Source organism: Halomonas sp. CH40, from assembly GCA_041875495.1.
Taxonomy (GTDB): Bacteria; Pseudomonadota; Gammaproteobacteria; order Pseudomonadales; family Halomonadaceae; genus Vreelandella.
The window spans coordinates 943,357-967,863 of sequence record CP112982.1; the positions used below are offsets into that span (position 1 = coordinate 943,357).

Annotated in this window: 23 protein-coding genes; 15 read left to right on the plus strand and 8 right to left on the minus strand. The window is 56.0% G+C overall.

Annotated features, from left to right (window positions below):
- Positions 1-70: 70 nt before the first annotated feature.
- From OR573_04365 to ald, 4 genes are all read left to right on the plus strand, one after another.
- Positions 71-1,072, plus strand: coding sequence for a tripartite tricarboxylate transporter substrate-binding protein (locus OR573_04365; GenBank protein XGA80894.1), 1,002 nt, complete (start codon positions 71-73; stop codon positions 1,070-1,072).
- Positions 1,072-1,524 carry a tripartite tricarboxylate transporter TctB family protein gene (locus OR573_04370; protein XGA80895.1) on the plus strand — a complete coding sequence of 151 codons (453 nt, stop codon included), beginning with the start codon at positions 1,072-1,074 and terminating at the stop codon, positions 1,522-1,524. The genes OR573_04365 and OR573_04370 overlap by 1 nt, the downstream gene beginning before the upstream one ends.
- The gene (locus OR573_04375; protein ID XGA80896.1) at positions 1,524-3,050 is read left to right on the plus strand and encodes a tripartite tricarboxylate transporter permease; all 1,527 of its coding nucleotides are present in this window, start codon (positions 1,524-1,526) and stop codon (positions 3,048-3,050) included. The genes OR573_04370 and OR573_04375 overlap by 1 nt, the downstream gene beginning before the upstream one ends.
- Positions 3,051-3,301: 251 nt before the next feature.
- A complete protein-coding gene (ald, locus tag OR573_04380) occupies positions 3,302-4,417 on the plus strand; it encodes an alanine dehydrogenase (protein ID XGA80897.1) in 1,116 nt (371 codons plus the stop codon).
- A gap of 29 nt (positions 4,418-4,446) precedes the next feature.
- On the opposite strand, the gene OR573_04385 is transcribed toward ald, so the two are convergent.
- Complete coding sequence (locus tag OR573_04385; GenBank protein ID XGA80898.1) at positions 4,447-4,695, minus strand: SlyX family protein; 249 nt, start codon at positions 4,693-4,695, stop codon at positions 4,447-4,449.
- Positions 4,696-5,139: 444 nt separating this feature from the next.
- Between OR573_04385 and OR573_04390 the strand changes: the two genes are divergently transcribed.
- Complete coding sequence (locus OR573_04390; GenBank protein ID XGA81663.1) at positions 5,140-5,361, plus strand: cold-shock protein; 222 nt, start codon at positions 5,140-5,142, stop codon at positions 5,359-5,361.
- Between the two features lie 80 nt (positions 5,362-5,441).
- Here OR573_04390 and OR573_04395 read toward each other — a convergent pair whose 3' ends face one another.
- The 7 genes from OR573_04395 to map all read right to left on the minus strand — a co-directional run bounded on the left by OR573_04395 (position 5,442) and on the right by map (position 13,232).
- Complete coding sequence (locus OR573_04395; GenBank protein XGA80899.1) at positions 5,442-5,831, minus strand: hypothetical protein; 390 nt, start codon at positions 5,829-5,831, stop codon at positions 5,442-5,444.
- Positions 5,828-7,012 carry a succinyl-diaminopimelate desuccinylase gene (gene dapE / locus OR573_04400; protein ID XGA80900.1) on the minus strand — a complete coding sequence of 395 codons (1,185 nt, stop codon included), beginning with the start codon at positions 7,010-7,012 and terminating at the stop codon, positions 5,828-5,830. The genes OR573_04395 and dapE overlap by 4 nt, the downstream gene beginning before the upstream one ends.
- Complete coding sequence (dapD, locus tag OR573_04405; GenBank protein XGA80901.1) at positions 6,999-8,024, minus strand: 2,3,4,5-tetrahydropyridine-2,6-dicarboxylate N-succinyltransferase; 1,026 nt, start codon at positions 8,022-8,024, stop codon at positions 6,999-7,001. The genes dapE and dapD overlap by 14 nt, the downstream gene beginning before the upstream one ends.
- A 62-nt stretch (positions 8,025-8,086) precedes the next feature.
- Positions 8,087-8,425, minus strand: a complete 339-nt coding sequence (locus tag OR573_04410) for a Spx/MgsR family RNA polymerase-binding regulatory protein (protein ID XGA80902.1) — start codon at positions 8,423-8,425, stop codon at positions 8,087-8,089.
- A gap of 52 nt (positions 8,426-8,477) precedes the next feature.
- Positions 8,478-9,674 (minus strand): succinyldiaminopimelate transaminase, encoded by a 1,197-nt coding sequence (gene dapC, locus OR573_04415; protein XGA80903.1) that lies wholly within the window; start codon positions 9,672-9,674, stop codon positions 8,478-8,480.
- Between the two features lie 91 nt (positions 9,675-9,765).
- Complete coding sequence (locus OR573_04420; GenBank protein XGA80904.1) at positions 9,766-12,441, minus strand: [protein-PII] uridylyltransferase; 2,676 nt, start codon at positions 12,439-12,441, stop codon at positions 9,766-9,768.
- Entirely contained in the window at positions 12,441-13,232 is a 792-nt protein-coding gene (map, locus tag OR573_04425; protein XGA80905.1) for a type I methionyl aminopeptidase, read from the minus strand. Before map ends, OR573_04420 begins: the two co-directional genes overlap by 1 nt.
- Positions 13,233-13,651: 419 nt before the next feature.
- Between map and rpsB the strand changes: the two genes are divergently transcribed.
- The 10 genes from rpsB to OR573_04475 all read left to right on the plus strand — a co-directional run bounded on the left by rpsB (position 13,652) and on the right by OR573_04475 (position 24,461).
- Entirely contained in the window at positions 13,652-14,410 is a 759-nt protein-coding gene (gene rpsB, locus OR573_04430) for a 30S ribosomal protein S2 (protein XGA80906.1), read from the plus strand.
- A 129-nt stretch (positions 14,411-14,539) separates the two neighbouring features.
- Positions 14,540-15,409, plus strand: coding sequence for a translation elongation factor Ts (gene tsf, locus OR573_04435; protein XGA80907.1), 870 nt, complete (start codon positions 14,540-14,542; stop codon positions 15,407-15,409).
- A 262-nt stretch (positions 15,410-15,671) separates the two neighbouring features.
- A complete protein-coding gene (gene pyrH, locus OR573_04440) occupies positions 15,672-16,451 on the plus strand; it encodes a UMP kinase (GenBank protein XGA80908.1) in 780 nt (259 codons plus the stop codon).
- A 1-nt stretch (position 16,452) separates the two neighbouring features.
- Complete coding sequence (gene frr, locus OR573_04445) at positions 16,453-17,010, plus strand: ribosome recycling factor (protein ID XGA80909.1); 558 nt, start codon at positions 16,453-16,455, stop codon at positions 17,008-17,010.
- 88 nt (positions 17,011-17,098) lie between these two features.
- Positions 17,099-17,887, plus strand: coding sequence for a polyprenyl diphosphate synthase (uppS, locus tag OR573_04450; GenBank protein XGA81664.1), 789 nt, complete (start codon positions 17,099-17,101; stop codon positions 17,885-17,887).
- A complete protein-coding gene (locus OR573_04455) occupies positions 17,880-18,686 on the plus strand; it encodes a phosphatidate cytidylyltransferase (protein ID XGA80910.1) in 807 nt (268 codons plus the stop codon). The genes uppS and OR573_04455 overlap by 8 nt, the downstream gene beginning before the upstream one ends.
- Positions 18,683-19,873, plus strand: a complete 1,191-nt coding sequence (gene ispC / locus OR573_04460; protein XGA80911.1) for a 1-deoxy-D-xylulose-5-phosphate reductoisomerase — start codon at positions 18,683-18,685, stop codon at positions 19,871-19,873. Before OR573_04455 ends, ispC begins: the two co-directional genes overlap by 4 nt.
- A 56-nt stretch (positions 19,874-19,929) precedes the next feature.
- Positions 19,930-21,288 carry an RIP metalloprotease RseP gene (gene rseP, locus OR573_04465; GenBank protein ID XGA80912.1) on the plus strand — a complete coding sequence of 453 codons (1,359 nt, stop codon included), beginning with the start codon at positions 19,930-19,932 and terminating at the stop codon, positions 21,286-21,288.
- 178 nt (positions 21,289-21,466) lie between these two features.
- Positions 21,467-23,788, plus strand: a complete 2,322-nt coding sequence (gene bamA / locus OR573_04470) for an outer membrane protein assembly factor BamA (protein XGA81665.1) — start codon at positions 21,467-21,469, stop codon at positions 23,786-23,788.
- A 166-nt stretch (positions 23,789-23,954) separates the two neighbouring features.
- The gene (locus tag OR573_04475; protein ID XGA80913.1) at positions 23,955-24,461 is read left to right on the plus strand and encodes an OmpH family outer membrane protein; all 507 of its coding nucleotides are present in this window, start codon (positions 23,955-23,957) and stop codon (positions 24,459-24,461) included.
- Positions 24,462-24,507 lie beyond the last annotated feature (46 nt).

The window sequence follows — 24,507 nt, forward strand, 5'->3', positions numbered from 1 at the left end:
TGATCTTCTAACGTTCTGTGGTGACGCAATATCTATCACCATAACAACAGATCAAAACGTGGAGAACGCCATGACACTCAAGCCTTCCTTGAAGCACCTGACTCTGCTGGCCTTGCCGCTGGCAACTCTGACAACCTTTGCCAGTACTGCTGCCGCCTTCGAACCTGAGGGCAAGGTCGAGTGTATTGCGCCGTCTGACCCGGGCGGCGGCTGGGATTTCACCTGTCGCAGCGTGGGTAATGTCATGCAGGATCTCGATCTGGTGCCCGCCAATGTACAAACCATCAATATGGCTGGTGCCGGCGGCGGCGTGGCGTTTGCCCATACGGTAAGCAAGCGCGCCGGGGATGAGCAACTGTTGGTAGCTGCTTCAACAGCGACGACCACTCGCCTGGCCCAGGGGCAATTCCCAGGACTGAGCGCTGATCAGGTTAACTGGGTTGGCGCACTGGGCGCAGATTACGGAATCATCGCGGTTGCTGCAGATTCCGAGATTGAGGATCTGAATGAACTGATGGACGCGCTTAAGGAAGATCCCCGCAGCGTCAAGTTCGCAGGCGGTAGCTCCAAAGGGGGATGGGATCACCTCAAGGTGCTGATTGCTGCTCAGGCGGCTGAGGTCGAAAACCTTCCGCGGATTGCTTACCTTTCCTACAACAACGGCGGCGAAGCCCTCACCCAGGTGATTGGTGGGCATGTGGAAGCCTTTACCGGTGATATTACCGAAGCTCAGGGGTTCATGGAGTCCGGTGATCTGCGTGTTCTGGCGGTGCTCTCTGAAGAGCGTCTGCCGGGCGATCTGGCGGACATTCCGACGGCGCGTGAGCAGGGTATTGATGCACTTGGCCCCAACTGGCGTGGCTTCTATATGCCGATGGATATTTCCGAAGAAGCTGAAACCTATTGGACCGATGCCATGGATACTATCTATGCCAGTGAAGAATGGCAGAACGTCATGACTCAGAATGGTTTGATGCCTTTCCACATGACGGCGGGCGAGTTCGAAGCGTTTGTACTCAACCAGATCAATGATATCGAACAGCTTTCCAAAGACATCGGGCTGATCCAGTAATGACTTACAACGATCGCATCTTTGGGGTCTTGATGATCGTCCTGGCCGTTGCATACGGCTGGGGCGCTACTCAGTTCCCGGAACCCTTTGGTGGGGCTGAAGCCGTTGGCCCTGATACGTTTCCCAAACTGCTGGCTGTGGTGCTGGCCCTGTCCAGCCTGTACCTGATTGTGCGGCCTGACCCTGATAACGCCTGGCCCTGGAGCCGCACGGGCGTTGAGCTGATCATCGCAGTGGTCGTGCTTATCCTTTACGCCGTTCTGCTTCAACCGCTGGGTTTTATCATCAGCACTACGTTGGCGGTAGGAACCCTGTGCTGGCGCATGGGGGCACCTCCGGTTAATGCTTACATTACTGGGGCTGTCTCAGGAGTGGTAGTGTACTTCCTGTTCAGTTTTGCGCTGGATCTCGCCTTGCCGTTGGGTCTGCTTTCCTTCCTGGAGGTGAACTGATGGAAACGCTGGGTTATCTGATGGATGGTTTTGGGGTTGCCTTGCAGCCCCATAATCTTATGTTTGCTTTGCTGGGGGCCTTTCTGGGTACCCTGATTGGTGCTTTGCCCGGGTTGGGGCCTGCCAATGGCGTGGCTATTCTTATACCGCTGGCCTTCAGCCTGGGTCTGGCGCCTGAAACCGCCTTGATCATGCTGACGTCGGTCTACGCCGGGGCCATGTACGGGGGGCGTATCTCATCGATTCTGCTGAATATTCCCGGTGATGAGCCAGCCATGATGACCTGTCTGGATGGTTATCCCATGGCCCAGAAGGGCAAGGCTTCCGAAGCGCTGGCGATCTCTGCGGTTGCCTCTTTTATTGGTAGCCTGGTGGCAACAGTGGGGCTGATTTTGCTGGCGCCATTGCTGGCCAGCTTTGCCCTGACATTTGGCCCGGCAGAATATTTCGCGCTCTTTATGCTGGCCTTTGCGACCTTGGGAGGTATTACAGGCAAAAATCCGATCAAGACGGTGGTAGCGGCGAGTATCGGCCTGATGATTGCGACCGTTGGAATCGACAATACCGGGGTGCAGCGCTATACCTTTGGTGTGCTTGAGTTGTTTGAAGGCGTCGATTTCATTATTGCTATTGTCGGCCTGTTTGCAATTTCCGAACTGCTGTTCTTCATTGAAGAGCGTGCCGGGGGTGGCAAGGAAAAAATGAAGGTCAACAAGCTGTCGCTTAGCTGGAAGGATATTCGTGAGATACTGCCTTCAAGCCTGCGCGGTGGGGTGCTGGGCTTTATTGCCGGTGTGTTGCCGGGGGCTGGTGCCTCTTTGGGCAGCTTCATTGGCTACACTCTGGAAAAGAAGGTGGTTGGCAAGAAAGGTTATTTTGGACAAGGTGACCCGCGCGGTGTGGCTGGCCCGGAAGCAGGTAATAATGGTGCTTCCAGCGGTGCTCTGGTGCCAATGTTGACCCTGGGTGTGCCTGGTAGTGGTACGACGGCAGTGCTGTTGGCTCTGCTGATTTCGCTTAATATCACTCCAGGGCCGCTTATGTTCACCCAGAATGCCGACATTGTTTGGGGCGTGATAGCTGCCTTGTTAATCGGCAACTTCCTGCTGCTGGTGCTTAATATTCCTTTGGTAGGTATTTTTGTCAGACTGTTATCGGTGCCACCGATGTATCTGTTGCCAATTGTTACCATGATTGCCTTTGTGGGTATCTATTCAATCAGCAATACCACTTTTGACCTTTACTTCATGGTGGCTTTTGGTGTTGGCGGCTACGTTCTGCGTAAACTGGAGATTCCTTTGGTGCCGGTGATTCTTGGCCTGCTGTTGGGGCCGGAGATGGAGAAGAACCTGCGCCATGCCATGGATATTTCCGATGGTGACTGGATGATTCTGTGGGATAGCGGCCTGGCAATCGGTCTGTGGGTCTTCGCGGGGCTGGGCTTGATTCTGCCTTATATCGTTGGGCCACTGCTGCGTCGTCGTATGCGCAATCCTATCGAAGCTGGTACCCCTGAAAGCGACTGACGTTGACCGAGGTTGGTTTATCTAGCGGGGCATCGATCAAGGTCGGTGTCCCGTTTTTATGAGTGTAAGGCTGCACTTGTTTTCGACATTTTTGAGAAAAATTTGTCTGGGGACAGGTGTTTTTTGCTATTTTTTCTTCTGTAAATGATTCATTCAGTGGTTATTTTTGTTTTCCTGTTTTGGGTATAAGAAAGGCGTCTGATTGTGCTGTAATGACCAGATTGAAGCTAACCCGATACAGGAGAAACACCATGCAGGTTGCCGTTCCCAAGGAAATCAAGAACCACGAGTATCGTGTTGCATTGACGCCAACAGGTGCTCGCGAGTTAACCGGCCGTGGCCATCAGGTGACGGTTCAGGCAGGTGCTGGTGAAGGCGCGGGTTTCAGTGATGCCGACTACCAAGCCGCAGGTGCACACATTGAAGCGGACGTTGAAACACTGTGGCAGAACGCAGAATTGATCCTGAAGGTAAAAGAGCCGCAGCCGGAAGAAGTGGCTCGCCTTAAGCCTGAGCACACCCTGTTTACTTACCTGCATCTGGCCGCAGAAAAATCGCTGACCCAGGGGCTGATGGAAAGCGGTGCCACCTGTATCGCTTACGAAACCATCACGGATACGCGCGGCGGTCTGCCGCTGCTGGCGCCAATGAGCACGGTAGCCGGACGTATGGCAGTTCAGGCGGGTGCCCATAGCCTTGAGAAAGCCCAGGGCGGTGCGGGGGTTCTGCTGCCCGGCGTGCCGGGGGTGGCACCAGCAAAAGTCACCGTGATTGGTGGCGGTGTTGTGGGTGAAAACGCGGCGCGTATGGCGCTGGGCCTGGGGGCGGATGTGACCATTCTGGACAAGTCATTGCCGCGCCTGGAAGTGTTGGATGACCGCTATCAGGGGCGGATCAAAACCGTCTACTCAACCGCTGATGCGCTGGACTATGCGGCGCGCGAATCCGATATGATCATTGGTGCGGTGCTGATTCCCGGGGCGGCAGCGCCCAAGCTGATTAGCCGTGAAATGCTGGGCATCATGAAGCCAGGCAGCGTATTGGTCGATGTGGCCATCGATCAGGGCGGCTGTTTCGAGACCAGCAAACCCACCACCCATGCCGAGCCTACCTACATCGTGGATGGCGTTGTGCATTACTGCGTGGCCAATATGCCGGGCGCTGTGGCACGTACCTCCACCCAGGGGTTGACCAATGCCACCTTGCCTTTTGTGCTGGCGCTGGCGGATAAAGGCTGGCATCAGGCGCTGCGTGATGACCCGCATTTTCTGCCGGGGCTGAATGTTCACGCCGGTAAGGTCACCTATCAGGCGGTTGCCAAAGCCTTTGGCCTTGATAGTGTTGACCCTGCCAGTGTGATGAACTGATACATCCAGCAGCCAAGTGCTAATAAGTGTCAATAATGCGGCGGTATCTCGTCCTCAGGGCGGGATGCCGCCGTTTCGTTATCGGTTTGCTGGCTCTGCTGTTGTTCACGCAGACGCTGGCGCATCAGGTCGCTGATGCGTTCAAGTTTATCCAGACGCTGGGCCTGTTGGGCCACGGTGTGATCAAGTGTGTCCAGCCAGTCTTCCTGGAAGGCCAGCCGGGTCTCAAGCGTTTCAATTCGTTGGTAAAGCTCAGCGGGCGATAATGTTTCGGTCATGGTAACATCGCACTCTTGTAAAAGTATGACCGCTGCAAGCATGCAGCGGTAAGTAGTTGGACGAGATATTGTCCTTTGTCTGTTACCTATACAACAAGAGAGCCTTTTATATTTATGAATCCGAAAGTTGTTTTTCGCTGCTTTTTTATTAGTGTCTTGCTTGCTGCCCCGGCGCCTTTGCTGCTGGCCGCCATGGTGCATCTGTTCAATGCGGAGCTTGCAGCGTCGTGGATGTCTGAACTGGCGGTAAGCGGTATCGCTAGCATTTACCTGGCGGTTGCCGTTGGCAGCTTTATAGTCATTCTGCTGGGTGCCTTGGGAGCTGCCGCACTGGCACCGCCGATGCTGGTAACGCCAGAGGTGGCGCAGGTGGCCAAACCTGCCCAGCGGCAGTCAGAGCCAGACGAAGAGGAACCGCAATATGACGACGATGAAGAAGATATCATTGACCCCAATGATGGTCGTGAAGAAGGTGAGGTAAAGTGGTTCAACACCAATAAGGGTTATGGCTTTATCACCCGCGATAATGGCGAGGATGTGTTTGTACATTTTCGCGCTATTCGTGGGCGCGGGCCGCGTATGCTCACGGAAGGGCAGATTGTACGCTATTACGTGATTGAAAATGATCGTGGCTTGCAGGCAGACGATGTGAGTATTATTGACTGATAGTCTGAATGGCAGCACCCAGTACAACGGCCCCGCTTTTGCGGGGCCGTTGGCGTTTATGGGGGGTAGTCATGCAATGATTAGCGGCCGGAATCTGGCCAGTGAATGGCGCCTTCCTTGCCGCCGGGGAGCACCTGCCAGAAACGGTCAGGGTCAGCACCCGGATGCCAACCGCCCAGCGAGCAGCGTACCTCGGACAGTAGTGCTTCGGCGGCTTCCTGGGCCGCTTCCTGATCTGTGTGCCAGGGCATATGCGGGCTATCGAACCATAGGCTGGCATAGCCGTCGGCGGCTTTTTCCACCAGCAGGATAGGCACGCTATGCCCGTTATACTGGCCTTGGGTGCGCCAGCGCTGCTTGCCTGCCGGTGTGAGCGGTGGGGCCTTGAGTCTATCTCCCAGCCAGGCATTCAGTGCATCATGCGATGCCTGAGCCAGGTAGATTTCGATATCCGGGTACGGCTCCATCATGCAATCCCTTCTGAGTGGCTTTCAGCCTTGACGAACAGCGCTTCCAGCGTTGCTGCATAGATGCGGCTGAGGTCATCCAGATCCGCTGCGCGAATACGCTCGTTGACCTTATGGATCGTATCATTGAGCGGCCCGAGTTCCACTACCTGGGCACCGAGGGTGGCAATAAAGCGCCCGTCAGAGGTGCCGCCTGACGTGGAGAGTGTCGGGCGACGACCGGTCACCGCCTCGACACCCTGGATGGCAGCATCCACCAGAGCACCTTCGGCGGTCAGAAAGGGCTCGCCGTTAAGCGTCCAGTCCAGGCTGTACTCAAGCCCATGGGCATCCAGAATAGCGCTGGTTCGCGCCTGGAGTTGCTCATGGGTGACTTCAGTAGAAAAACGGAAGTTGAATATCACCTCGACGTCACCAGGAATGACATTGGTGGCGCCAGAGCCTGCACGGATATTGGAGACCTGAAAGCTGGTAGCTGGGAAAAATTCGTTACCGTGATCCCAGTGTTCATTCGTCAGTGCATCCAAGGCGGGCAGAGCCTGATGAATTGGATTGCGTGCCAGGTGAGGATAGGCCACATGGCCTTGCACACCCGTGATATGCAGCACGCCACCCAGGGAGCCACGGCGACCATTCTTGATCATATCGCCCAGTTCACGGGTGGAAGACGGCTCGCCGACGATGCAGTAATCCAGCCGTTCGTGGGTTTCGCGCAGATGTTCGACCACGGCGCGGGTGCCATCAATGGCTGGACCTTCCTCATCCGAGGTGATCAGAAAGGCAATGCGGCCGTCATGATCCGGGTACTGCCCAACAAAATGTTCAACGGCGGTGATCATGGCGGCCAGGCTGCCTTTCATATCGGAAGCCCCTCGGCCGCACAGCATGCCGTGGTCATCAATGCACGGCTCAAAAGGCGGAAACTCCCAATGGGTTGACGGCCCGCTGGGTACGACATCCGTATGCCCGGCAAACGCCAGCACGGGGCCGTGGTGGCCGCGCATCGCCCAGAAGTTATCGACATCGCCAAAGGGCAGCTTTTCGATATGAAAACCGAGCGCCTCCAGGCGCTCGATCAGGACGTCCTGACAGCCTTCGTCATCGGGCGTCACCGAAGGGCGGCGCAGCAGATCAAACGCCAGCTGTAACGTCGGTGACAGGGCATCCGGTTCAGTTATGGGCATGTAACGCCTCGTTCAATGCCACAGCGCTCTTGTTGGTCAGGCACTCGATCCGGCCGTTCTGAGAGTTACGACGCAGCAGCAGGTCATCCTGGCCGGCCAGTTCACGGGCCGCGACGGTATTCACTTCCTGGTTCTGGTCATCCAGCAGGGTGACCTTGGCGCCAGCGGTAATATAAAGGCCAGCTTCCACCGTACAACGGTCGCCCAGCGGAATGCCGATGCCGGCGTTGGCGCCGATCAGGCAACCCTCACCGACCTTGATGATGATGTTGCCGCCACCGGAAAGGGTGCCCATGGTGGAGCAGCCACCGCCCAGATCCGAGCCTTTGCCAACCATCACACCGGCAGAAATGCGCCCTTCAATCATGCCGGGGCCTTCAGCGCCCGCATTGAAGTTGACGAAACCTTCGTGCATCACTGTGGTGCCTTCGCCCAGATAGGCGCCCAGGCGTACCCGCGACGTGTCGCCAATGCGGATGCCGGTCGGTACCACGTAATCGGTCATCTTGGGGAACTTGTCAACGCAGTCAACTGATAGGGTGCGGCCAGCAAGGCGTGCTCTCAGGCGGCGGGCGGGCAGTTCTTCAATATCGATCGGGCCTTCGTTGGTCCAGGCAATATTGCGCAGCAGGCCAAACATGCCGGTAAGATCCAGGCCGTGAGGCTTGACCAGACGGTGCGAGAGCAGATGAAGCTTGAGGTACACCTCAGGTGCTGTCTGCGGCGGCTGGTCGGTATCGATAAACATGGCGACCAGCGGGCGGTGGCTGGCGCTCAAGGAGTCGGCAAGCTCCGCCTGGGCTGGATGGCCAGCGGCAGCGAGGGCTTGTGCCAGCGTTGAGCAGTGTTCAGGCAGAAAGCTGATAGCAGAAGTGCCTTGTGGAGCGTCAAGCGCTTCCTGGGCTGCCTTGACCAGGCTGTCATCCGGGTTCAGCAGAGGGGCCGGATAGTAAATTTCCAGCCAGTCGCCTTGAGTGTTCTGGGTGCCGATTCCAAGCGCAAAGCTCAGCATAAGGGTGGTTTCCTTGGTTGTGTCAGTTAAATGATCGGGTTGGAGAAAGTGAGCCGGTCAGTCTAGAGCTTGTCGTAATCGCCATCCTTGTAGCCAACAAGAATGGTGTCGTCATCGACTTCCAGCAGGGGGCGTTTCAGCAGAGTGGGATGCTTGAGGATCAACTGTCGCGCTGAGTTGGCGTCGTAATCCTTTTCTTCATCAGACAGTTCCCGCCAGGTCTTGCTGCGCTTGTTAATGGCCTCGACCAGCGGCACGCGATGGAGGATATGCTCAAGCAGCGCCGCCGAGAGGCCATCGTCACGCAGGTCGTGGGTCTTGTACGGCATGCCTTTGGCGTCCAGTGCCTTTTGCGCCTTACGGCAGGTATCACAGTTCTTGATGATATAAAGCGTCAGCATGGCGTCTTCTCCAGGTTGAGTCGATAGTGATCCGGGCAGCGAGGCTGCCTGCTCAGCCGCGTTCCACCAGGCGGCGAATGCGTTCAGCGGCTTCCCGAGTGGGGGCGACTTCCGCCACCAGCGCCAGGCGCAACCGGCCACTGCCGGGGTTAACGCCATTGGGGCCGGGGCGCCCCATCAGGCTGCCGGGCAGGACGCTGACGTGCATTTCTTCATACAGGCGTTGGGTGAAGGCAATATCATCACCACCCGGCACGGCTGGCCAGAGATAAAAGCTTGCTTCAGGTGTCGGGAAATCCATGACGGGCGCGAGTTCAGCGGTGACAGCGGCGAATTTCTCGCGATACGCCTCACGGTTAGCCAGTACATGGGCTTCATCCTGCCAGGCGGCTATCGAGGCGTGTTGCAGCGGCAGTGACATGGCGCAGCCGTGGTAGGTGCGGTAGCGTTTGAACGGGGTCAACAGATCCGCATCACCCGCTACAAAGCCGGAGCGCAACCCCGGCAGGTTGGAGCGCTTGGAAAGCGAATGAAAGACCACGCAGCGCCGGTAGTCGTGGCGGCCAATTGCGGCGCAAGCCTGTAACAATCCGGGCGGCGGTGTGGCTTCATCCAGATAGAGTTCTGAGTAGCATTCATCCGATGCGATGATAAAGTCGTGCTCATCAGCAAGGGCAATCAGCTGCTTAAACTCATCCAGTGGCGTAACAGCGCCGGTCGGGTTGCCCGGTGAGCAGATAAACACCAATTGGACGTCTCGCCAGGTATCCGCAGGAACCGCACTGAAATCCGGGCGAAAGCCGTTGTCCGCAGTGCAATCGAGATAGAGCGGTTGGCCACCGGCCAGCAGGGTGGCACCCTCATAGATCTGGTAAAAAGGGTTAGGGACGGCCACCTGGGCGGCGCGGCTGCGGTCAAGAGCTGTCTGCACAAAAGCAAAGATGGCTTCCCGGGTGCCGTTGACCGGCAACACCTGGGATGCCGGGTCGAGCCCCTCAAGCCCGAAACGCTGGCTGGCCCAGTTGGCAATGGTCTCACGCAGGGCCGGCAGGCCAGCGGTGGCCGGGTAGCGGGCGAACTCTGCCTGATGGGCATGCAGCGCTGCAAGCGCTGCGGCATAGGGGGCATGCTGCGGCTCGCCAATGGTCAGTGGAATGTGTGCCAGATCCGACGGCGGCGAGAGCGTTGCCTTGAGGGCGGCCAGCTTTTCAAACGGATAAGGGTGCAATGCGTCGAGATCAGGGTTCATGAGCGTCCAGTGGCCAGATTGCAGCGTTATGATGTTGGAAATGCCTGGTGATTATAGGCAAGGCGTCAAGCGAGCTCAAACGCCAGCACGCTCAGACGCTGAGCACGTCGATCAGGCGTTCACGTAACTGCTGCTGGCGTTCAGGGTCGGTCAGTGGTTCGCCGGCCTTGGTGGTGATGAAGAAGACATCCTCGACCCGCTCGCCAAGGGTGGCGATCTTGGCCGCAGACAGGGCGATATCCTGCTCCATGAAAATACGCCCGACGCGGGCCAGCAGGCCAGGGCGGTCAGGGGCACTGAGTTCCAGCAGGGTGCGTTCGTTGGCCGGGTCCTGTTCGATCAGCACCTCAGTGGTGACCTTGAAGTGCTTGAGCTGGCGCGGCGTATGGCGCGATACAATATTGGGGTAGTCATCCGGGTCGTCAAGCTCCTCGACCAGATGGCGGCGCATCTCCTCGATGCGTTCCGGATCCGAGATAGCCTGACCCTGATGGTCCAGCACAATAAAGGTATTCAGCGTCCAGTCATTATTGGAGGTCGCAATCCGCGCATCATGAATGGACAGCCCAAGCTGTTCCATGGCGGCGGCGGTGGCCGCAAACAGGTCGTCCACCGAGCGGGTGTGAATAAACACCTTGGTGCCGCCTTCTGTCATGCCTTTGGCCGGGGCGCTGATCAGCACCAGGGGGAGCTGTTCCGGCTGATGGGCAAGGATGCCCTGGGTCTGCCAGGCAATTTCACTGGGCGCGTACTGGAGAAAGTAGTCTTCGCCGAGGGAATCCCACAGGGGGTCGATCTGTTCCGAGGCAATGCCCATGGTATTCAGCAGTGAGCGTGCCTCCGTACGGGTTTCGCGTACCCAGTCATCGCGGTCGGGCGGGTTCTTGAGGCCCCGCCGCAAGGCCCGCTTGGTTTCAGCGTGAAGCTGGCGTAACAGGGAGGCGCGCCAGCCGTTCCATAGCGTAGGGTTGGTGGCGTTGATATCAGCGACGGTCAGCACATACAGGTAATCCAGGCGGGTTTCGTTGCGCACCGTCAGGGCAAAGTCACGGATCACATCCGGGTCGGTGATGTCACGTTTCTGGGCGGTCATCGACATCAGCAGATGATGCTCCACCAGCCAGCGTACCAGGCTGGTATCGGGGCTTGAAATGCGATGGCGCAGGCAGAACTGCTCGACATCATAGGCGCCAATCAGCGAATGGTCACCGCCGCGACCCTTGCCCACATCGTGAAACAGCCCGGCAATCCACAAAAGGTCAAGCTTGGGTAGTTGTGGCATAAGCGCGGCAGCCACGGGGAACTCTTCCTTGCATTCCGCTTTGCGAAAGCCATGCAGGAACTTGAGCAGCCGCAGGGTATGGGCATCCACTGTGTAGATATGAAACAGATCATGCTGCATCAGGCCGACCGCACGGCCAAATTCCGGCAGGTATTTGCCGAGGATGCCGTAGCGGTTCATGCGGCGTAACTGACGTGGCACGTTGCCGGGGGAGCGCAGCAGAGCGAGGAACAGGCGTTGATGCAGCGGATCTTCCCGGTAATGGTCATCGATCTGATGGCGGTGGTCGCGGATCAGGCGGATGGTGTCAGCACGTACCCCTTCAATTTCCGGGTGCTGGGCCATCATCAGAAACAGCTCCAGCATGGCGGAGGGCTTGTCGCGAAACAGGGTGCGTGAACGCGCCTGAATATAGCCGCCCTTGGTTTCGAAGCGCTCGTTGAGCACCACCGTTTCCAGAGATTGCTGGCCACGCAGGATAACTTCATCAAAATGCTGCAACAGCATGTCATTGAGCCCGGCAAGCGCAGTGACATGGCGGTAGTAGCGCTTCATGAACTGCTCGACGGCCAGGCGCTCGGGGTTATCACGAAAACCGAAAAGTTCGGCAATGGTGCGCTGGTGATCAAACAGCAGGCGGTCTTCGGCACGGCCCGTCAGCATGTGCAGGGCATAGCGCACCTGCCACAGGAAGGCCTGGCCCTGGCTGAGAATGCGCAGTTCAGCGTCGTTCATAAAGCCGTTAGCGACGATGTCCGCGTATTTTTCGGTGCCGAAGTGACGCTTGGCCACCCAGCCAATCATCTGGATATCGCGCAGCCCGCCCGGCGAACTCTTGAGGTTGGGCTCAAGATGATACTCAGAGTTGTTATAACGGTAGTGACGGGCAATCTGCTCCTGCCATTTGGCTTCAAAAAAGCGGTCGGCCGGCCACAGCCGATCAGCGCTCAAGCGCTGGCGCATGGCCTGGCGCAGCCGCTTGGGTCCAGCAATCAGGCGTGATTCAAGCAGGTTGGTGATCACGGTCACATCGTCTTTCGATTCCCGCTCGCAGTCGTTGAGTGAACGAACACTATGGCCAATATCCAGGCCGATATCCCACAGGAAGGTAATAAAAGCGGTCAGCGGCTCGCGATAGGGCGCATCGTCATCGTTTTCAAGCAGCAGAAGTAAATCGATATCGGAATGCGGGTGCAGCTCCCCGCGTCCATAACCGCCGACGGCCACCAGGGCAACGCCGTCATCCGGCCAGGCATGCTGTTCCCAGGCGATGGCCAGCAGTTGATCCATGTACCAGGCGCGCCCACGCACCAGGTCACGGATATCAGCGCCCGCCCGGAAGCGCTCATCCAGGCGTTCCTGAAGATCACGCAGGGCGGCCTTGAAGGGCGCTATGGGTGAGCGTGAGCCCACCATCTCAGCGCGAAAGGCATCCAGGTCGAGAAGCGACCGGTCGGGTTCGAAGCGGTAATGGTGAAGTAGCATCAGACGCTCAAAAAGCTCAGGTCTTCATCATTGCGAGCGGTCAATACTTCTACGCCGCTCTCGGTCACCAGCAAGGTGTGCTCCCACTGAGCTGACAGGCTACGGTCCTTGGTAATCGCCGTCCAGCCATCGCGCAGCACCTTGGTTTTATAGCCGCCTACGTTAATCATTGGCTCGATGGTAAAGCACATGCCGGGAGCAAGGGCGATATCGGCGTCGGGGGCGTAGCCGTCATAGTGAAGAAACTGGGGTTCTTCATGAAAGCTTGCACCAATGCCGTGCCCGCAGAAATCGCGAACCACGGAATAGCTGTGGCCTTCTGCATGCTTCTGGATGACCCGAGCGAGATCGGAAAGACGCACGCCGGGCTTGATGGAAGCAATACTTTTATACAGGCATTCCTGGGTCACGCGGCTGAGGCGTTCGCCCTGAATGCTCTCGCCTACCACGAACATGACACTGGAATCGCCGTGATAGCCGTCCGCCGTCTTGACGGTAATATCCAGGTTCATGATGTCGCCGTTTTTAAGCTTCTTGCTATCGTCAGGGATGCCATGGCACACCACGTGATTGATGGATGTGCAGGTCGCCTTGGGAAAGCCGTGGTAATTAAGCGGTGCGGGTGTGGAGCCCAGTTCATTAACAATAAATTCATGGCAGCGACGGTCAATCTCACCCGTCGAGACGCCTGTTTTGACATACGGTGTGATCATTTCGAAAACACGGGCCGCCTGGCGGCCAGCTTCGCGCATCTTGTCGATTTCAGCAGGCGTTTTAATCGGAACGTTCATGAGGTCTCGATGGTGTAGGGTGTTATTTCACACAATAAAACGGGCTGTACGGTGAGCCACGTAATGCGTTACGGCTTCATCTTGATCTGGATCTATGGTATAAAGCCGCGCGCTTCACTGCAATCGCCAACCGCATTCTTGATCAATTGATCGGTGCCTGGCTACTGCTATAGTGCACAATAGGTGGCGTGCAATGGTGCACGTTATCCAAACCGCAAGCCTTAAAACACACATGCACCGTCACATGGTCCCGGGTGCCTTTGCGTGCTGCTTACCTGCAACACTGTGCCGACAACCTTTTATGGCCGGTGTTATTGCAGAGCGATGCGTTCAGCCAGGTGCTGGGCTTATCCGGTAGCGTCTCTGGTCGGATCCATGGGGTGTATGGAGGCCTAACCCGAGTTTTCAGGAGTTTTATCATGGCACACGTCAATATGCGTGACCTGCTCAAGGCAGGCGCTCATTTCGGTCACCAGACCAAGTACTGGAACCCGAAGATGGGTAAATACATCTTCGGTGCGCGCAACAAGATTCACATCATCAACCTTGAGCACACGCTGCCGGCGCTGAATGAAGCGATCGACGTGGTTGAAAAGATGGCTGCTTCCAACAACAAGATCATGTTTGTCGGTACCAAGCGTAGCGCCAGCAAGATCATCAAGGAAGAAGCCAACCGTGTAGGTCAGCCGTTCGTCAACCATCGCTGGTTGGGCGGCATGCTCACCAACTTCAAGACTATTCGCCAGTCCATCAAGCGTCTGCGCGATCTTGAAACCATGCACGAAGATGGCACCTTCGAGAAGCTGACCAAGAAAGAAGTCCTGATGGCAACCCGCGAGCAGGAAAAGCTTGAGCGTTCCATTGGTGGTATCAAGAACATGGGCGGTCTGCCTGATGCCATGTTCGTTATCGACGTTGATCATGAGCGTATCGCGATCAACGAAGCGAACAAGCTGGGTATTCCGGTTATCGGCGTGGTGGATACCAACTCCAATCCTGATGGCGTCGACTACGTCATTCCGGGTAACGACGATTCCATCCGTGCGATCCAGATTTACGTCAAGGCCATCGCCGATGCCTGCGCCAGTGCCAAAGAAGGCCGTCCTGACGAATTCGTTGAAGTGACGGACGCTGAACAGACATCTGCTGACGCAGAAAACAGCGCGGCTGCCGAGTAATTCTGGCCGCCACAAGATGAGGTGCGCTGCACCGCATCGCATCAGGAGGGGGCCTGCGCCCCCTTTTTCCCGCTCAGGCGGACCTTATCTTTAATTTTCTAGATCCCATTAGATCAGAGGTGAATTATCATGGCAGCTATCAGTGCCTCTCAGGTGAAGGAACTGCGCGAACGTACCGGCCTTGGCATGATGGAGTGCAAAAAAGCACTGACCGAAGCGGGCGGCGATATCGACGTGGCAATCGAGAACCTGCGTAAGAATTCCGGCCTTAAAGCCGCGAAAAAAGCTGGCCGTACTGCTGCAGAAGGCGCTGTTGTTACGCGTGTTGCAGAAGATGGCAGCTATGGCGTTATGGTCGAAATCAATTCTGAAACCGATTTTGTTGCCCGTGACGACAACTTCAAAGACTTTGCTGCCAAGATTGCGGACGCTTTCTTTGCTGCCAAGAGCGAAGACGTTGCCGCTGTGATGGAAGGTGAGCTGGAAGTCGTGCGTGAGCAGCTGGTACAGAAAATCGGCGAGAACATTAGCGTACGCCGTGCTGCCGTTATCAACGCTGGCGAAGGCAACCTGGTGGGTGAATACGTCCACGGTGGTCGCATTGGCGTGTTGACCGTCATGAAAGGCGGCAATGCTGACGCTGCCAAGGATATTTCCATGCACGTGGCAGCGATCAACCCGGCCGTTGCCCGTCCTGAAGATATGCCGCAGGAAAACCTGGATACCGAGAAGGCGATCATTCTGGCTCAGCCGGACATGGCCGGTAAGCCGGAAAACATTGCTGAAAAGATGGTTCAGGGTCGCCTCAAGAAGTACCTGGCTGAAAACAGCCTGACTGAACAGCCTTTCGTCAAGGATCCTAACCAGTCTGTCGCTGAGTATGCAAAAGCGGCCGATGGTGAAGTACTGAGCTTTATTCGCTTTGAAGTCGGCGAAGGCATCGAGAAAGAAGAAGTTGATTTTGCCAAAGAAGTAATGGAACAGGCAGGCCGTAGTTAAGGTCGCAAGTTTCAGAAAGTGATGGCGTGCGCAGTTGCGCACGCTTTTGCGTATCCGGCCTTGGTGTTTTTTTGTGCCGCCATGTTTTTAATTTATACATAGTTTATATGTATATCGATTGGCGCATGTCATATGCATTGTGTCTGCGCGTGTTACATTGGATGTATGCTTATGTTACACATGCATGGTGTACAAAGGCTTTCGCCGTCGCCGAGTTTTAGCCGTCCAGTCTGCCTAATATATCCTGCCGAGGAGAAAGCCCATGTCCCACGATGCAAATGAGCCTTTGACCGCTGTTATTCCCAACAAGAAACCTGAAGGCTCAAAGTCGAAATACAAGCGTATTTTGCTCAAGCTTTCCGGGGAAGCCTTGATGGGTGAGCACGACTTCGGGATAGACCCCAAGGTGCTTGACCGCATGGCGCTTGAGATCGGTCAATTGGTGGGGATTGGTGTTCAGGTGGGTCTGGTCATCGGCGGCGGCAACCTGTTTCGTGGCGCAGCATTGAATGAAGCTGGCATGGATAGAGTAACCGGCGATCATATGGGGATGCTGGCGACTGTAATGAACGCATTGGCCATGCGGGACGCTCTGGAACGCTCCAATATCCGCTCCCGGGTGATGTCAGCTATTCCGATGAGCGGCGTTGTAGAGCATTACGACCGACGCACTGCTATCCGCTACCTGACTTCCGGCGATGTTGTGCTGTTTTCTGCCGGTACCGGCAACCCGTTTTTCACCACTGATTCGGCGGCCTGCCTGCGGGGTATCGAGGTTGACGTTGATGTGGTGATCAAGGCCACCAAGGTTGATGGCGTCTATGATAAAGACCCCGTCAAGCACGCCGATGCGGTGAAATACGACCGCCTTTCCTATGATGATGCGCTGGAACAGAAGCTCGGCGTTATGGATTTGACCGCTATCTGCCTGGTGCGTGACCATGATATGCCAGTGCGGGTATTTGATATGAACAAGCCTGGTGCCTTGCTTAACCTGGTGGTTGGGGGTAAGGAAGGCACTTTGATAGACAGAGGTGAATAGGGTGATTAACGAAATCAAGAAAGATGCAGAAGGGCGTATGAAAAAAAGCGTGGAAGCGCTGCATACCAACTTCAACAAGATTCGCACCGGGCGCGCGCATCCGAGTATTCTGGATTCTGTCACCGTCGAATATTACGGTAGTGACGTGCCGCTGAGTCAGGTCGCATCGATCAATGTGGAAGATGCACGAACGCTGACGATCTCTCCTTGGGAGCAAGGCATTGTGCCCAAGATTGAAAAAGCCATCATGACGTCTGATCTGGGGCTTAATCCCGCCAGTGCAGGTACGGTGATCCGTGTGCCGATGCCGATGCTGACCGAAGAGACTCGCAAGGGTTACATCAAGCAGGCCCGCCATGAAGCAGAAAATGCTCGGGTTGCTGTGCGTAATGTGCGCCGTGATGCTAACGGTGATTTCAAATCCTTGTTGAAAGATAAAGAGATCACCGAAGATGATCAGCGTCAGGGCGAAGATGAGATCCAGAAGCTGACGGATAAGTTCGTCGCGGAAATCGACAAAGCGCTGACTGCAAAAGAGCACGACCTGATGCAGGTGTAACGCATAGCTATTAACGTCACGGGCAGCCTGGCTGCCTGTGCGGCTTTCAGGGCCGGTTGGATGAATGACCATTGGTGTAAAAAACTTCATGACGTCACCGCTGCTTCCACACAAACAGCCAACTGCCCATCAGAAAGGTGGAGAGATATCTGAGCCGCGACCTTCTCATGTTGCCATCATTATGGATGGCAACAACCGCTGGGCGAAGGCGCGTGGCTTAGCGGGTGTGCGCGGTCATCGCGCCGGCGCTGAGGCGGTTCGCAACGTTGTCCGGCGTGCCGCTGAACAGGGTATTGACACCCTGAGCCTGTTTGCTTTCTCCAGCGAAAACTGGAAACGTCCGGCGCCGGAAGTCAATGCCCTGATGGAGCTTTTTCTGATGGCGTTAAAGCGTGAAGTCAAAAAGCTTCATTCTCATGCTATCCGGCTGACCATCCTGGGTAATCGGCAAGGGTTTTCGCACGCTATTCAAAAGCATATCCGTCGGGCCGAGGAAATGACCGCTAACAACAGCGGTATGCACCTGATTGTTGCGGCCAATTACGGTGGTCAGTGGGAAATTGCCTGCGCGGCACGCAGGCTGGCCCAGCAGGTAGCTGAAGGTAACCTGGCGCCTGACGAGGTTGATGAAAAGCGCATGAATGAAGCCATGGGAATACACCAGGTACCACCGGTTGATCTGTGTATTCGAACCAGTGGCGAACAGCGCCTTTCCAACTTCATGCTGTGGCAGTTGGCTTATGCAGAGCTATATTTTTCACCGCTACTGTGGCCTGATTTTGATGCCAATGCCTTTGACCAGGCGCTTACAGACTTTGCGCAGCGGCAGCGGCGTTTCGGTATGACAGGGCAACAGATAGAGGTTCAGGGTGCTTAAGCAAAGAATCATTACGGCCGCCTGGCTGGCGCCCTTGGTGCTAGCGGGTTTGTTTGGCCTTGAGGGTAACGCCTACGCGCTGTTTACAGCCTTGATTGTGCTGCTGGCAAGCTGGGAGTGGAGCAATCTGGCGGGTGTTACCACGTCAGCCTGGCGCGCTGCTTGTGTGGTGGCCATGGCCGCCCTGATGCTGCTGCTCTGGCTGGCTGGCGGTGAGGGGGCTGGCTGGCTTTTATGGGTAGGGGCACTGGGCTGGCTGGTCAATCTGTATTGGGTGACGCATTACCCGGGCAAAAAGGCTCATTGGCAGGCACCGTCACGGCGTTTGGGAATGGGTTTGTGGGTACTGCTACCCTGTTGGGTAGGATTTAATGTGCTGGAAACGGTAGGCAGCGTCTGGCTACTGTTTGTGCTGTTGTTGGTCTGGTCTGCGGATATTGGCGCCTACTTTGCCGGTCGTGCCTGGGGGCGACGCAAGCTTGCACCCAACGTCAGCCCAGGAAAGTCCTGGGAAGGCGTGGTCGGTGGCATGCTGGCGACCCTGCTGCTGGCGCTGGTGTTTGGTGCCTGGCAGCAGTTAGGGATTGTAGACAGCAGCCTACTTGTGCTGATAACCCTGATCGTAACACTGGCTTCTGTGTTGGGAGATTTGCTTGAAAGCATGCTGAAGCGTCACCGACAGATCAAGGATTCCAGCCAGTTGTTACCAGGCCACGGCGGAGTGCTTGACCGGATTGATAGTCTGACTGCAGCCGTTCCTCTCTTTGCTCTCCTTTATCCATTGGTAGCCGTTTTATGAGCGCTCAACAATGGGTCACCGTGCTAGGCTCCACCGGCTCTATCGGCACCAGCACTCTTGAGGTCATTGCGCTTCACCCTGAGCGCTACCGTGTCTACGCCCTGACAGCTAATTGCTCGCGTGAAGCTATGTTGGCCCAGTGTCTGGTTCATCGTCCACAGATAGCGGTATTGAGTTCACCAGACGATGGCCAGTGGTTGCGTGATGAGCTGGCAAGTGCCGGGGTGAAGACATTGGTTGAAACGGGTGCCGAGGCTCATAGTGTCGTCGCATCGGCTCCCTGCGTAGATATTGTGATGGCGGCGATTGTCGGGGCAGCGGGTTTGTTACCGGCTCTGGCAGCCGCGCAAAGTGGCAAGCGGGTGCTGCTGGCCAATAAAGAGGCGTTGGTGATGAGCGGCGCGCTTTTTATGCAGGCCGTTGAAAGTTCCGGGGCAACACTTTTACCTATCGATTCTGAACATAATGCCATGTTCCAGTGTCTACCTCTCCAACATCGTGGTGGTCTTGAACAACACGGCATCGCACAGCTGCTGTTAACGGCTTCCGGTGGTCCTTTCCGTGGGTGGGGGCAGGATGCCCTGGCAAATGTGACGCCTGATCAGGCATGTGCCCATCCCAACTGGTCGATGGGCCGTAAGATCTCGGTTGATAGTGCTACCCTGATGAACAAGGGGTTGGAGCTGATCGAAGCCTGCTGGTTGTTTGATGCCACACCGCAACAGATTTGTGTGGTTGTGCACCCCCAGAGCGTGATTCACTCCATGGTCGCCTACCATGATGGCTCCGTTCTTGCTCAGCTGGGAAATCCGGATATGCGCACCCCTATTGCCTATGGCCTTGCCTGGCCTGAGCGGATAGACGCAGGCGTCAAGGCATTGGATCTTTTCCAGGTGGCGCGGCTGGATTTTGAACCGCCGGATGAGCAGCATTTTCCTTGCCTGAGGTTGGCGCGTGAGGCCATGCAGGCAGGAGGAACAGCACCCGCCATCCTCAATGCGGCTAATGAAGTGGCCGTAGAAGCTTTTTTGGAGCAAGGCTTGGGGTTTGTCAGCATTGGCGATATTGTGGCATCTGTACTTGATCAATCGCCTATCTCCACCGTTGATAGCCTGGAGACGGTGCTTGATGCAGATCGGCGCGCACGAAAGCTTGCACAGCAGTGTATTATTCAACGGTTTCGTTAGTGGCTTTGTTAACGGCTTCGGAAACGTCTCGGTAACGGTGGGCAGAGGAGAAACGCGTGGGCCTGATTCAGAATATATTGGCGGTGATTGTCGTCCTGGGTCTGCTGGTGACCTTTCATGAATTCGGCCACTTTTGGGTGGCTCGGCGCTGTGGCGTCAAGGTGCTGCGTTTCTCGGTAGGCTTTGGCAAACCGTTCTGGTCACGCACTGACCGCCACGGAACAGAATTTGCCGTTGCCGCCATCCCGCTTGGTGGCTATGTCAAGATGCTTGACGAGCGTGAAGGGCCGGTGCCCGATGAGCAGCTTGATCAGGCGTTCAACCGTAAAAATGTCTGGCAGCGTATCGCCATTGTGGCCGCCGGGCCAATAGCCAACTTTCTGCTGGCCATAGTGGCTTACTGGGCCATCTTTGTGGCTGGAACCACCACGGTAGCTCCCTTGGTGGGCGATGTTACGCCTGCTTCGCCCGCCGCTGAGGCCGGGCTTGAGCGCGGTGATGAAATCGTTGCCATTCAGGGCGAGTCGGTGCGCGCCTGGGACGAGATCAATCTCAAACTGGTTGCCTTGATCGGCTACGATGGTCGGTTGGAAATTGATGCCCGTCCCGAAGGGTCTGAAAGTGCACGCACTTATGGGCTTGAGGTGGATAACTTTCTGGCTCGCCAGAACCCGCCCCAGCCATTTGGTACCCTGGGTTTTGAACCCTGGCGGCCAGATATGCCGGCGGTGCTTGGTCAGATTCTGGATGGCGAAGCCGCCGCCCAGGCTGGGCTTCAGGTAGGTGATAGGATTGTTGAAGTCAACGGCACTGCAGTCGGCGACTGGGTGGAATTTGTCAATGTCGTCAGGGTGAGCGCAGGGGAAGAGTTGTCACTGAAGATCGAACGTGATGGCGATCAGCAATCGCTGACCCTGACGCCGGGCACTAACCCTCAGGCTGACGGTGCTGAGATTGGCTATATCGGAGCGGGCGCCGAGCCCGTCACCTGGCCGCAAGAGCTGCGCCGTGAAATCCGCTATGGCCCGCTGGACGCCGTGGGGCAGGCGGTTGCCAAAACAGGCGAGATGTCGCTGCTTACTGTTGACGCTATTCGCAAGATGTTTGTGGGGCTGATTTCTCCCTCTAATCTGTCTGGGCCGATCACCATCGCACAGATTTCCGGCGATTCAGCGCGAGCAGGGTTGGAAGCCTTTGTTGGCTTTATTGCCTACTTGTCGATTAGTCTGGCGGTACTCAACCTGCTGCCGATACCTGTGCTGGATGGTGGGCATTTGCTTTACTATCTGGTGGAAGTGGTTCGTGGGCGGCCTGTCTCTGAGCAGGCGCAGGCGATTGGGCTGCGGATCGGTATCACCATGGTGGGTACCCTGATGATTATGGCGCTTTATTTTGATCTGATGCGTCTCTGGTAGTGAAGTGGATAGCATGGGTCGTGTAGCGTGAACAGAGAGTAGCGTGGGTAAGTAATAACGTGTGTAGAGGGCAAGTCAACTTGTCATCCCCCTACACAAATGTATATGGTGCCTGTCTGGAAAAATAACGGCAGACCAAAGCGAGCGGACTGACTGCATGAAAATCAAAACACTAGGGATGGCGGCCTTACTGCTGGCCGCGGCCAGCGGTGCCAAAGCACAATCTTTTGACGTTTCCGACATTCGTGTAGAAGGGCTGCAGCGCGTATCCGCCGCTTCGGTCTTCAACGCCTTTCCCGTCAGTGCCAGCGATACGGTGGATGAACGTACTCTCTCTGATGCTGCGCAGCGACTGTTCGAAACTGGCTTGTTCGATGATGTCTCTTTGGCCCGTGAAGGGGATGTGCTGGTGATTCAGGTAGTAGAGCGGCCAACCATTGCTCGCCTGAATATCGAAGGAAACGAACAGATTACTGATGCTGACCTGCGCCGTGGCCTGAGCGAGGCGGGGCTTTCAGAAGGCCAGGTGCTGCAGCTTTCAACGCTGGAAGAGATTCAGCGCGAACTGGAAGGCGTCTACCAGTCTCAAGGGCGCTACAACTCGAATATTGAAACAAGTGTCGACCAGATTGATGAGGGTCGCGTTCAGGTCGATATCAACATTCGTGAAGGTGAAATCGCCAGGATTCATCAGATCAATATCGTCGGCAACGAGGCCTTCGATGATGAAACCCTGCTGAACCAGTTTGAGCTTGAAGACCAGCCGGGTTTCTTCTTTGGCCTGTTTTCAAACGACAAATACTCCCGTGAAGCACTGGCGGGTGATATTGAACGCCTGCGTTCCTACTACCTGGATCGCGGCTATGTCGGCTTTGAGGTGACCTCTACCCAGGTGTCCATTGGCCCGGAAAAGAACAAGATATTTGTGACTCTCAATGTGGATGAGGGTGAGCAATATCGGATAGGGGAGGTCAGTTTTGATGGCGATCTGCAAATTGGTGAATCTGAAGCCCGTTCGCTGCTGCAGATTGAACAGGGTGAAATCTTTTCGCGCCGCGATCTGAATGCGTCAACCGAAGCGATTCGCCAGCGTCTGGGGGCAGAAGGCTTTGCCTTCGCCGAGGTAGAGGGTCGGCCGCAGCTGGCTGGTGACGGTACTTCGGTTGATCTGGTGATTGGCGTCAATCCAGGGCAGCGTACCTATATACGTCGCATCGAGTTTGTGGGCAATACCACCACAGAAGACGAAGTGTTGCGCCGTGAAATGATTCAGATGGAGGGCGCACCCGCTTCAACCGACGCCATCGCCCAATCGAGAGTGCGGCTGGAGCGACTGGGCTTTTTCAGTGAAGTGGAAGTCGACACCCGCCGGGTGGCCGGTGAGCCGGATCAGCTGGACGTCACCTATGAAGTCAAGGAGCAACCGTCGGGCTCTGTTTCTGCCAGTGTTGGCTTCTCGCAGAGCGCCGGGGTTATTTACGGCGCCTCATTATCCCAGAACAATTTCCTGGGCAGCGGTAACCGCGTCAATATTGGCGCGCAGCGCAGTGATACTTTTACCAGCGTCAACTTCGGCTTCACCGACCCGTACTGGACAAAGGATGGTATCTCACGGGGCTATAATGTCTTCTACCGTGAGACGGATTATGAAGACTCGGATATCTCCACCTACTCAACGGATGCCTACGGTGCAGGTATCAATTTTGGTTATCCCGTCAGTGAGATATCGCGGATTAACTTCGGTGCCAGCATTGAAGATACAACGGTCAAAACCTATAACGATACGGCCCAGGAAATCCGCCAGTACGTCACTGACGTCGGCGATAATGCCCAGAGCCTGAAACTGACAGGCAGCTGGACTCGTAATAACCTGAATCGTGGCATCATGCCAACGGCAGGTAATTACCAGCGTCTTTCTATCGAGACGGCCGCGCCGGGGAGTGACACCAGCTATTACAAGGCCCGAGCAAGAGCCCAGAAGCTTTTCCCGATAGATAACGATGATCAATGGTCGCTCAAATTCAGCGGTAACCTGGGCTATGCGGATACCCTGGGTGGTAACGATCCTTATCCCTTCTACGAAAACTTTTATGCCGGTGGCCTGGGCTCGGTGCGCGGTTTTACTGCCAACACCCTGGGTCAGCGAACCACGCCGCCTGAGGGTAGCACGCGTACCGGCACTCTGGGGGGTAATGTGATGATAGAAGGTTCGGCCGAGATTATCTTCCCGTTACCGTTTATCGAAGACCAAAACTCATTTCAGACATCGCTATTCTATGATGTGGGTAATACTTTCCTGACGGACTGCTATGCGATTGAATCCGGTACGTCGCGCTGCTCATCCGGCGTTGATCTGAACGATCTGCGTTCGAGTGTCGGGGTCGGCTTTTCATGGTTGACGCCGGTTGGCCCGCTTACCTTCAGTTTTGCTGAAGCCGTGGACAGCCAGGAAAGTGATGACACCCAGTTCTTCCAGTTCTCGCTGGGACAGTCATTCTAGATTGATCTGAGCCATTGATGGTGAGCATGTATCGAGCATGGAACAAGCGAGCATGGAACGAGTTAGACGCGACCCTGTCGCTTAATGGAAGCGAGTCATCGCTGTCAGCAATCGTGCGACCAGCGATGCACTCACCCAACGCACTTATATCTACAAGGAGTTAATCATGCGTAAACTGATTGCTGTTCTGGGGGTTTCGGCCGCCATGATCCTGCCCATTCAGGCGGCCTCTGCCGCGGAAGTGGCTGTACTGGACTGGCGCGCTGCACTGATGAATACCCAGTCGGCCCAGTCATCACTGAGTCAGTTGGAAAGCGAAATTGGCGCCAAACAGAACGAAGCGCAAAGTCTGGCCAATGAATTACAGTCTCTGCAGGAGCGTTTACAGAGCCAGGGTGATTCCATGGCACAGTCGCAGCGTGAGTCACTGGTTGCTGAGCTGCAGCAGAAAGGTGGCCGTTTCCAGCAGCTACGCCAGGAGGTTTTACAGGCTCAACAGCGTTCGGAGCAGGCATTTCTGGAACAATCTGAAGCCAAGTTGGAGCAGGCAGTTGATCAGGTCATTCAACGCCACAGCATCGATATTCTGGTTGAGCCGCAGGGGGTGTTGCATTCCTCCATGGATCTGCCCAACCTGACCAATGAAGTGACTGAAATATTCAACACGCTCTAAACAGCTAATCGTCCCCGGTGCGGCTTGGCCGCACCACTGGCATGAC

What these genes read in the sequence shown, in the direction of transcription:
- OR573_04410 (XGA80902.1), bottom strand. Translation starts at nt 8,425, where the DNA reads ATGCTGACGCTTTATATCATCAAGAACTGTGATACCTGCCGTAAGGCG.
- OR573_04375 (XGA80896.1), top strand. Translation starts at nt 1,524, where the DNA reads ATGGAAACGCTGGGTTATCTGATGGATGGTTTTGGGGTTGCCTTGCAG.
- map (XGA80905.1), bottom strand. Translation starts at nt 13,232, where the DNA reads ATGAACGTTCCGATTAAAACGCCTGCTGAAATCGACAAGATGCGCGAA.
- OR573_04395 (XGA80899.1), bottom strand. Translation starts at nt 5,831, where the DNA reads ATGATGGAGCCGTACCCGGATATCGAAATCTACCTGGCTCAGGCATCG.
- dapE (XGA80900.1), bottom strand. Translation starts at nt 7,012, where the DNA reads ATGCCCATAACTGAACCGGATGCCCTGTCACCGACGTTACAGCTGGCG.
- OR573_04385 (XGA80898.1), bottom strand. Translation starts at nt 4,695, where the DNA reads ATGACCGAAACATTATCGCCCGCTGAGCTTTACCAACGAATTGAAACG.
- OR573_04420 (XGA80904.1), bottom strand. Translation starts at nt 12,441, where the DNA reads ATGCTACTTCACCATTACCGCTTCGAACCCGACCGGTCGCTTCTCGAC.
- rpsB (XGA80906.1), top strand. Translation starts at nt 13,652, where the DNA reads ATGGCACACGTCAATATGCGTGACCTGCTCAAGGCAGGCGCTCATTTC.
- OR573_04475 (XGA80913.1), top strand. Translation starts at nt 23,955, where the DNA reads ATGCGTAAACTGATTGCTGTTCTGGGGGTTTCGGCCGCCATGATCCTG.
- bamA (XGA81665.1), top strand. Translation starts at nt 21,467, where the DNA reads ATGGCGGCCTTACTGCTGGCCGCGGCCAGCGGTGCCAAAGCACAATCT.
- OR573_04370 (XGA80895.1), top strand. Translation starts at nt 1,072, where the DNA reads ATGACTTACAACGATCGCATCTTTGGGGTCTTGATGATCGTCCTGGCC.
- ald (XGA80897.1), top strand. Translation starts at nt 3,302, where the DNA reads ATGCAGGTTGCCGTTCCCAAGGAAATCAAGAACCACGAGTATCGTGTT.
- uppS (XGA81664.1), top strand. Translation starts at nt 17,099, where the DNA reads ATGACGTCACCGCTGCTTCCACACAAACAGCCAACTGCCCATCAGAAA.
- OR573_04365 (XGA80894.1), top strand. Translation starts at nt 71, where the DNA reads ATGACACTCAAGCCTTCCTTGAAGCACCTGACTCTGCTGGCCTTGCCG.
- dapD (XGA80901.1), bottom strand. Translation starts at nt 8,024, where the DNA reads ATGCTGAGCTTTGCGCTTGGAATCGGCACCCAGAACACTCAAGGCGAC.
- ispC (XGA80911.1), top strand. Translation starts at nt 18,683, where the DNA reads ATGAGCGCTCAACAATGGGTCACCGTGCTAGGCTCCACCGGCTCTATC.
- pyrH (XGA80908.1), top strand. Translation starts at nt 15,672, where the DNA reads ATGTCCCACGATGCAAATGAGCCTTTGACCGCTGTTATTCCCAACAAG.
- dapC (XGA80903.1), bottom strand. Translation starts at nt 9,674, where the DNA reads ATGAACCCTGATCTCGACGCATTGCACCCTTATCCGTTTGAAAAGCTG.
- tsf (XGA80907.1), top strand. Translation starts at nt 14,540, where the DNA reads ATGGCAGCTATCAGTGCCTCTCAGGTGAAGGAACTGCGCGAACGTACC.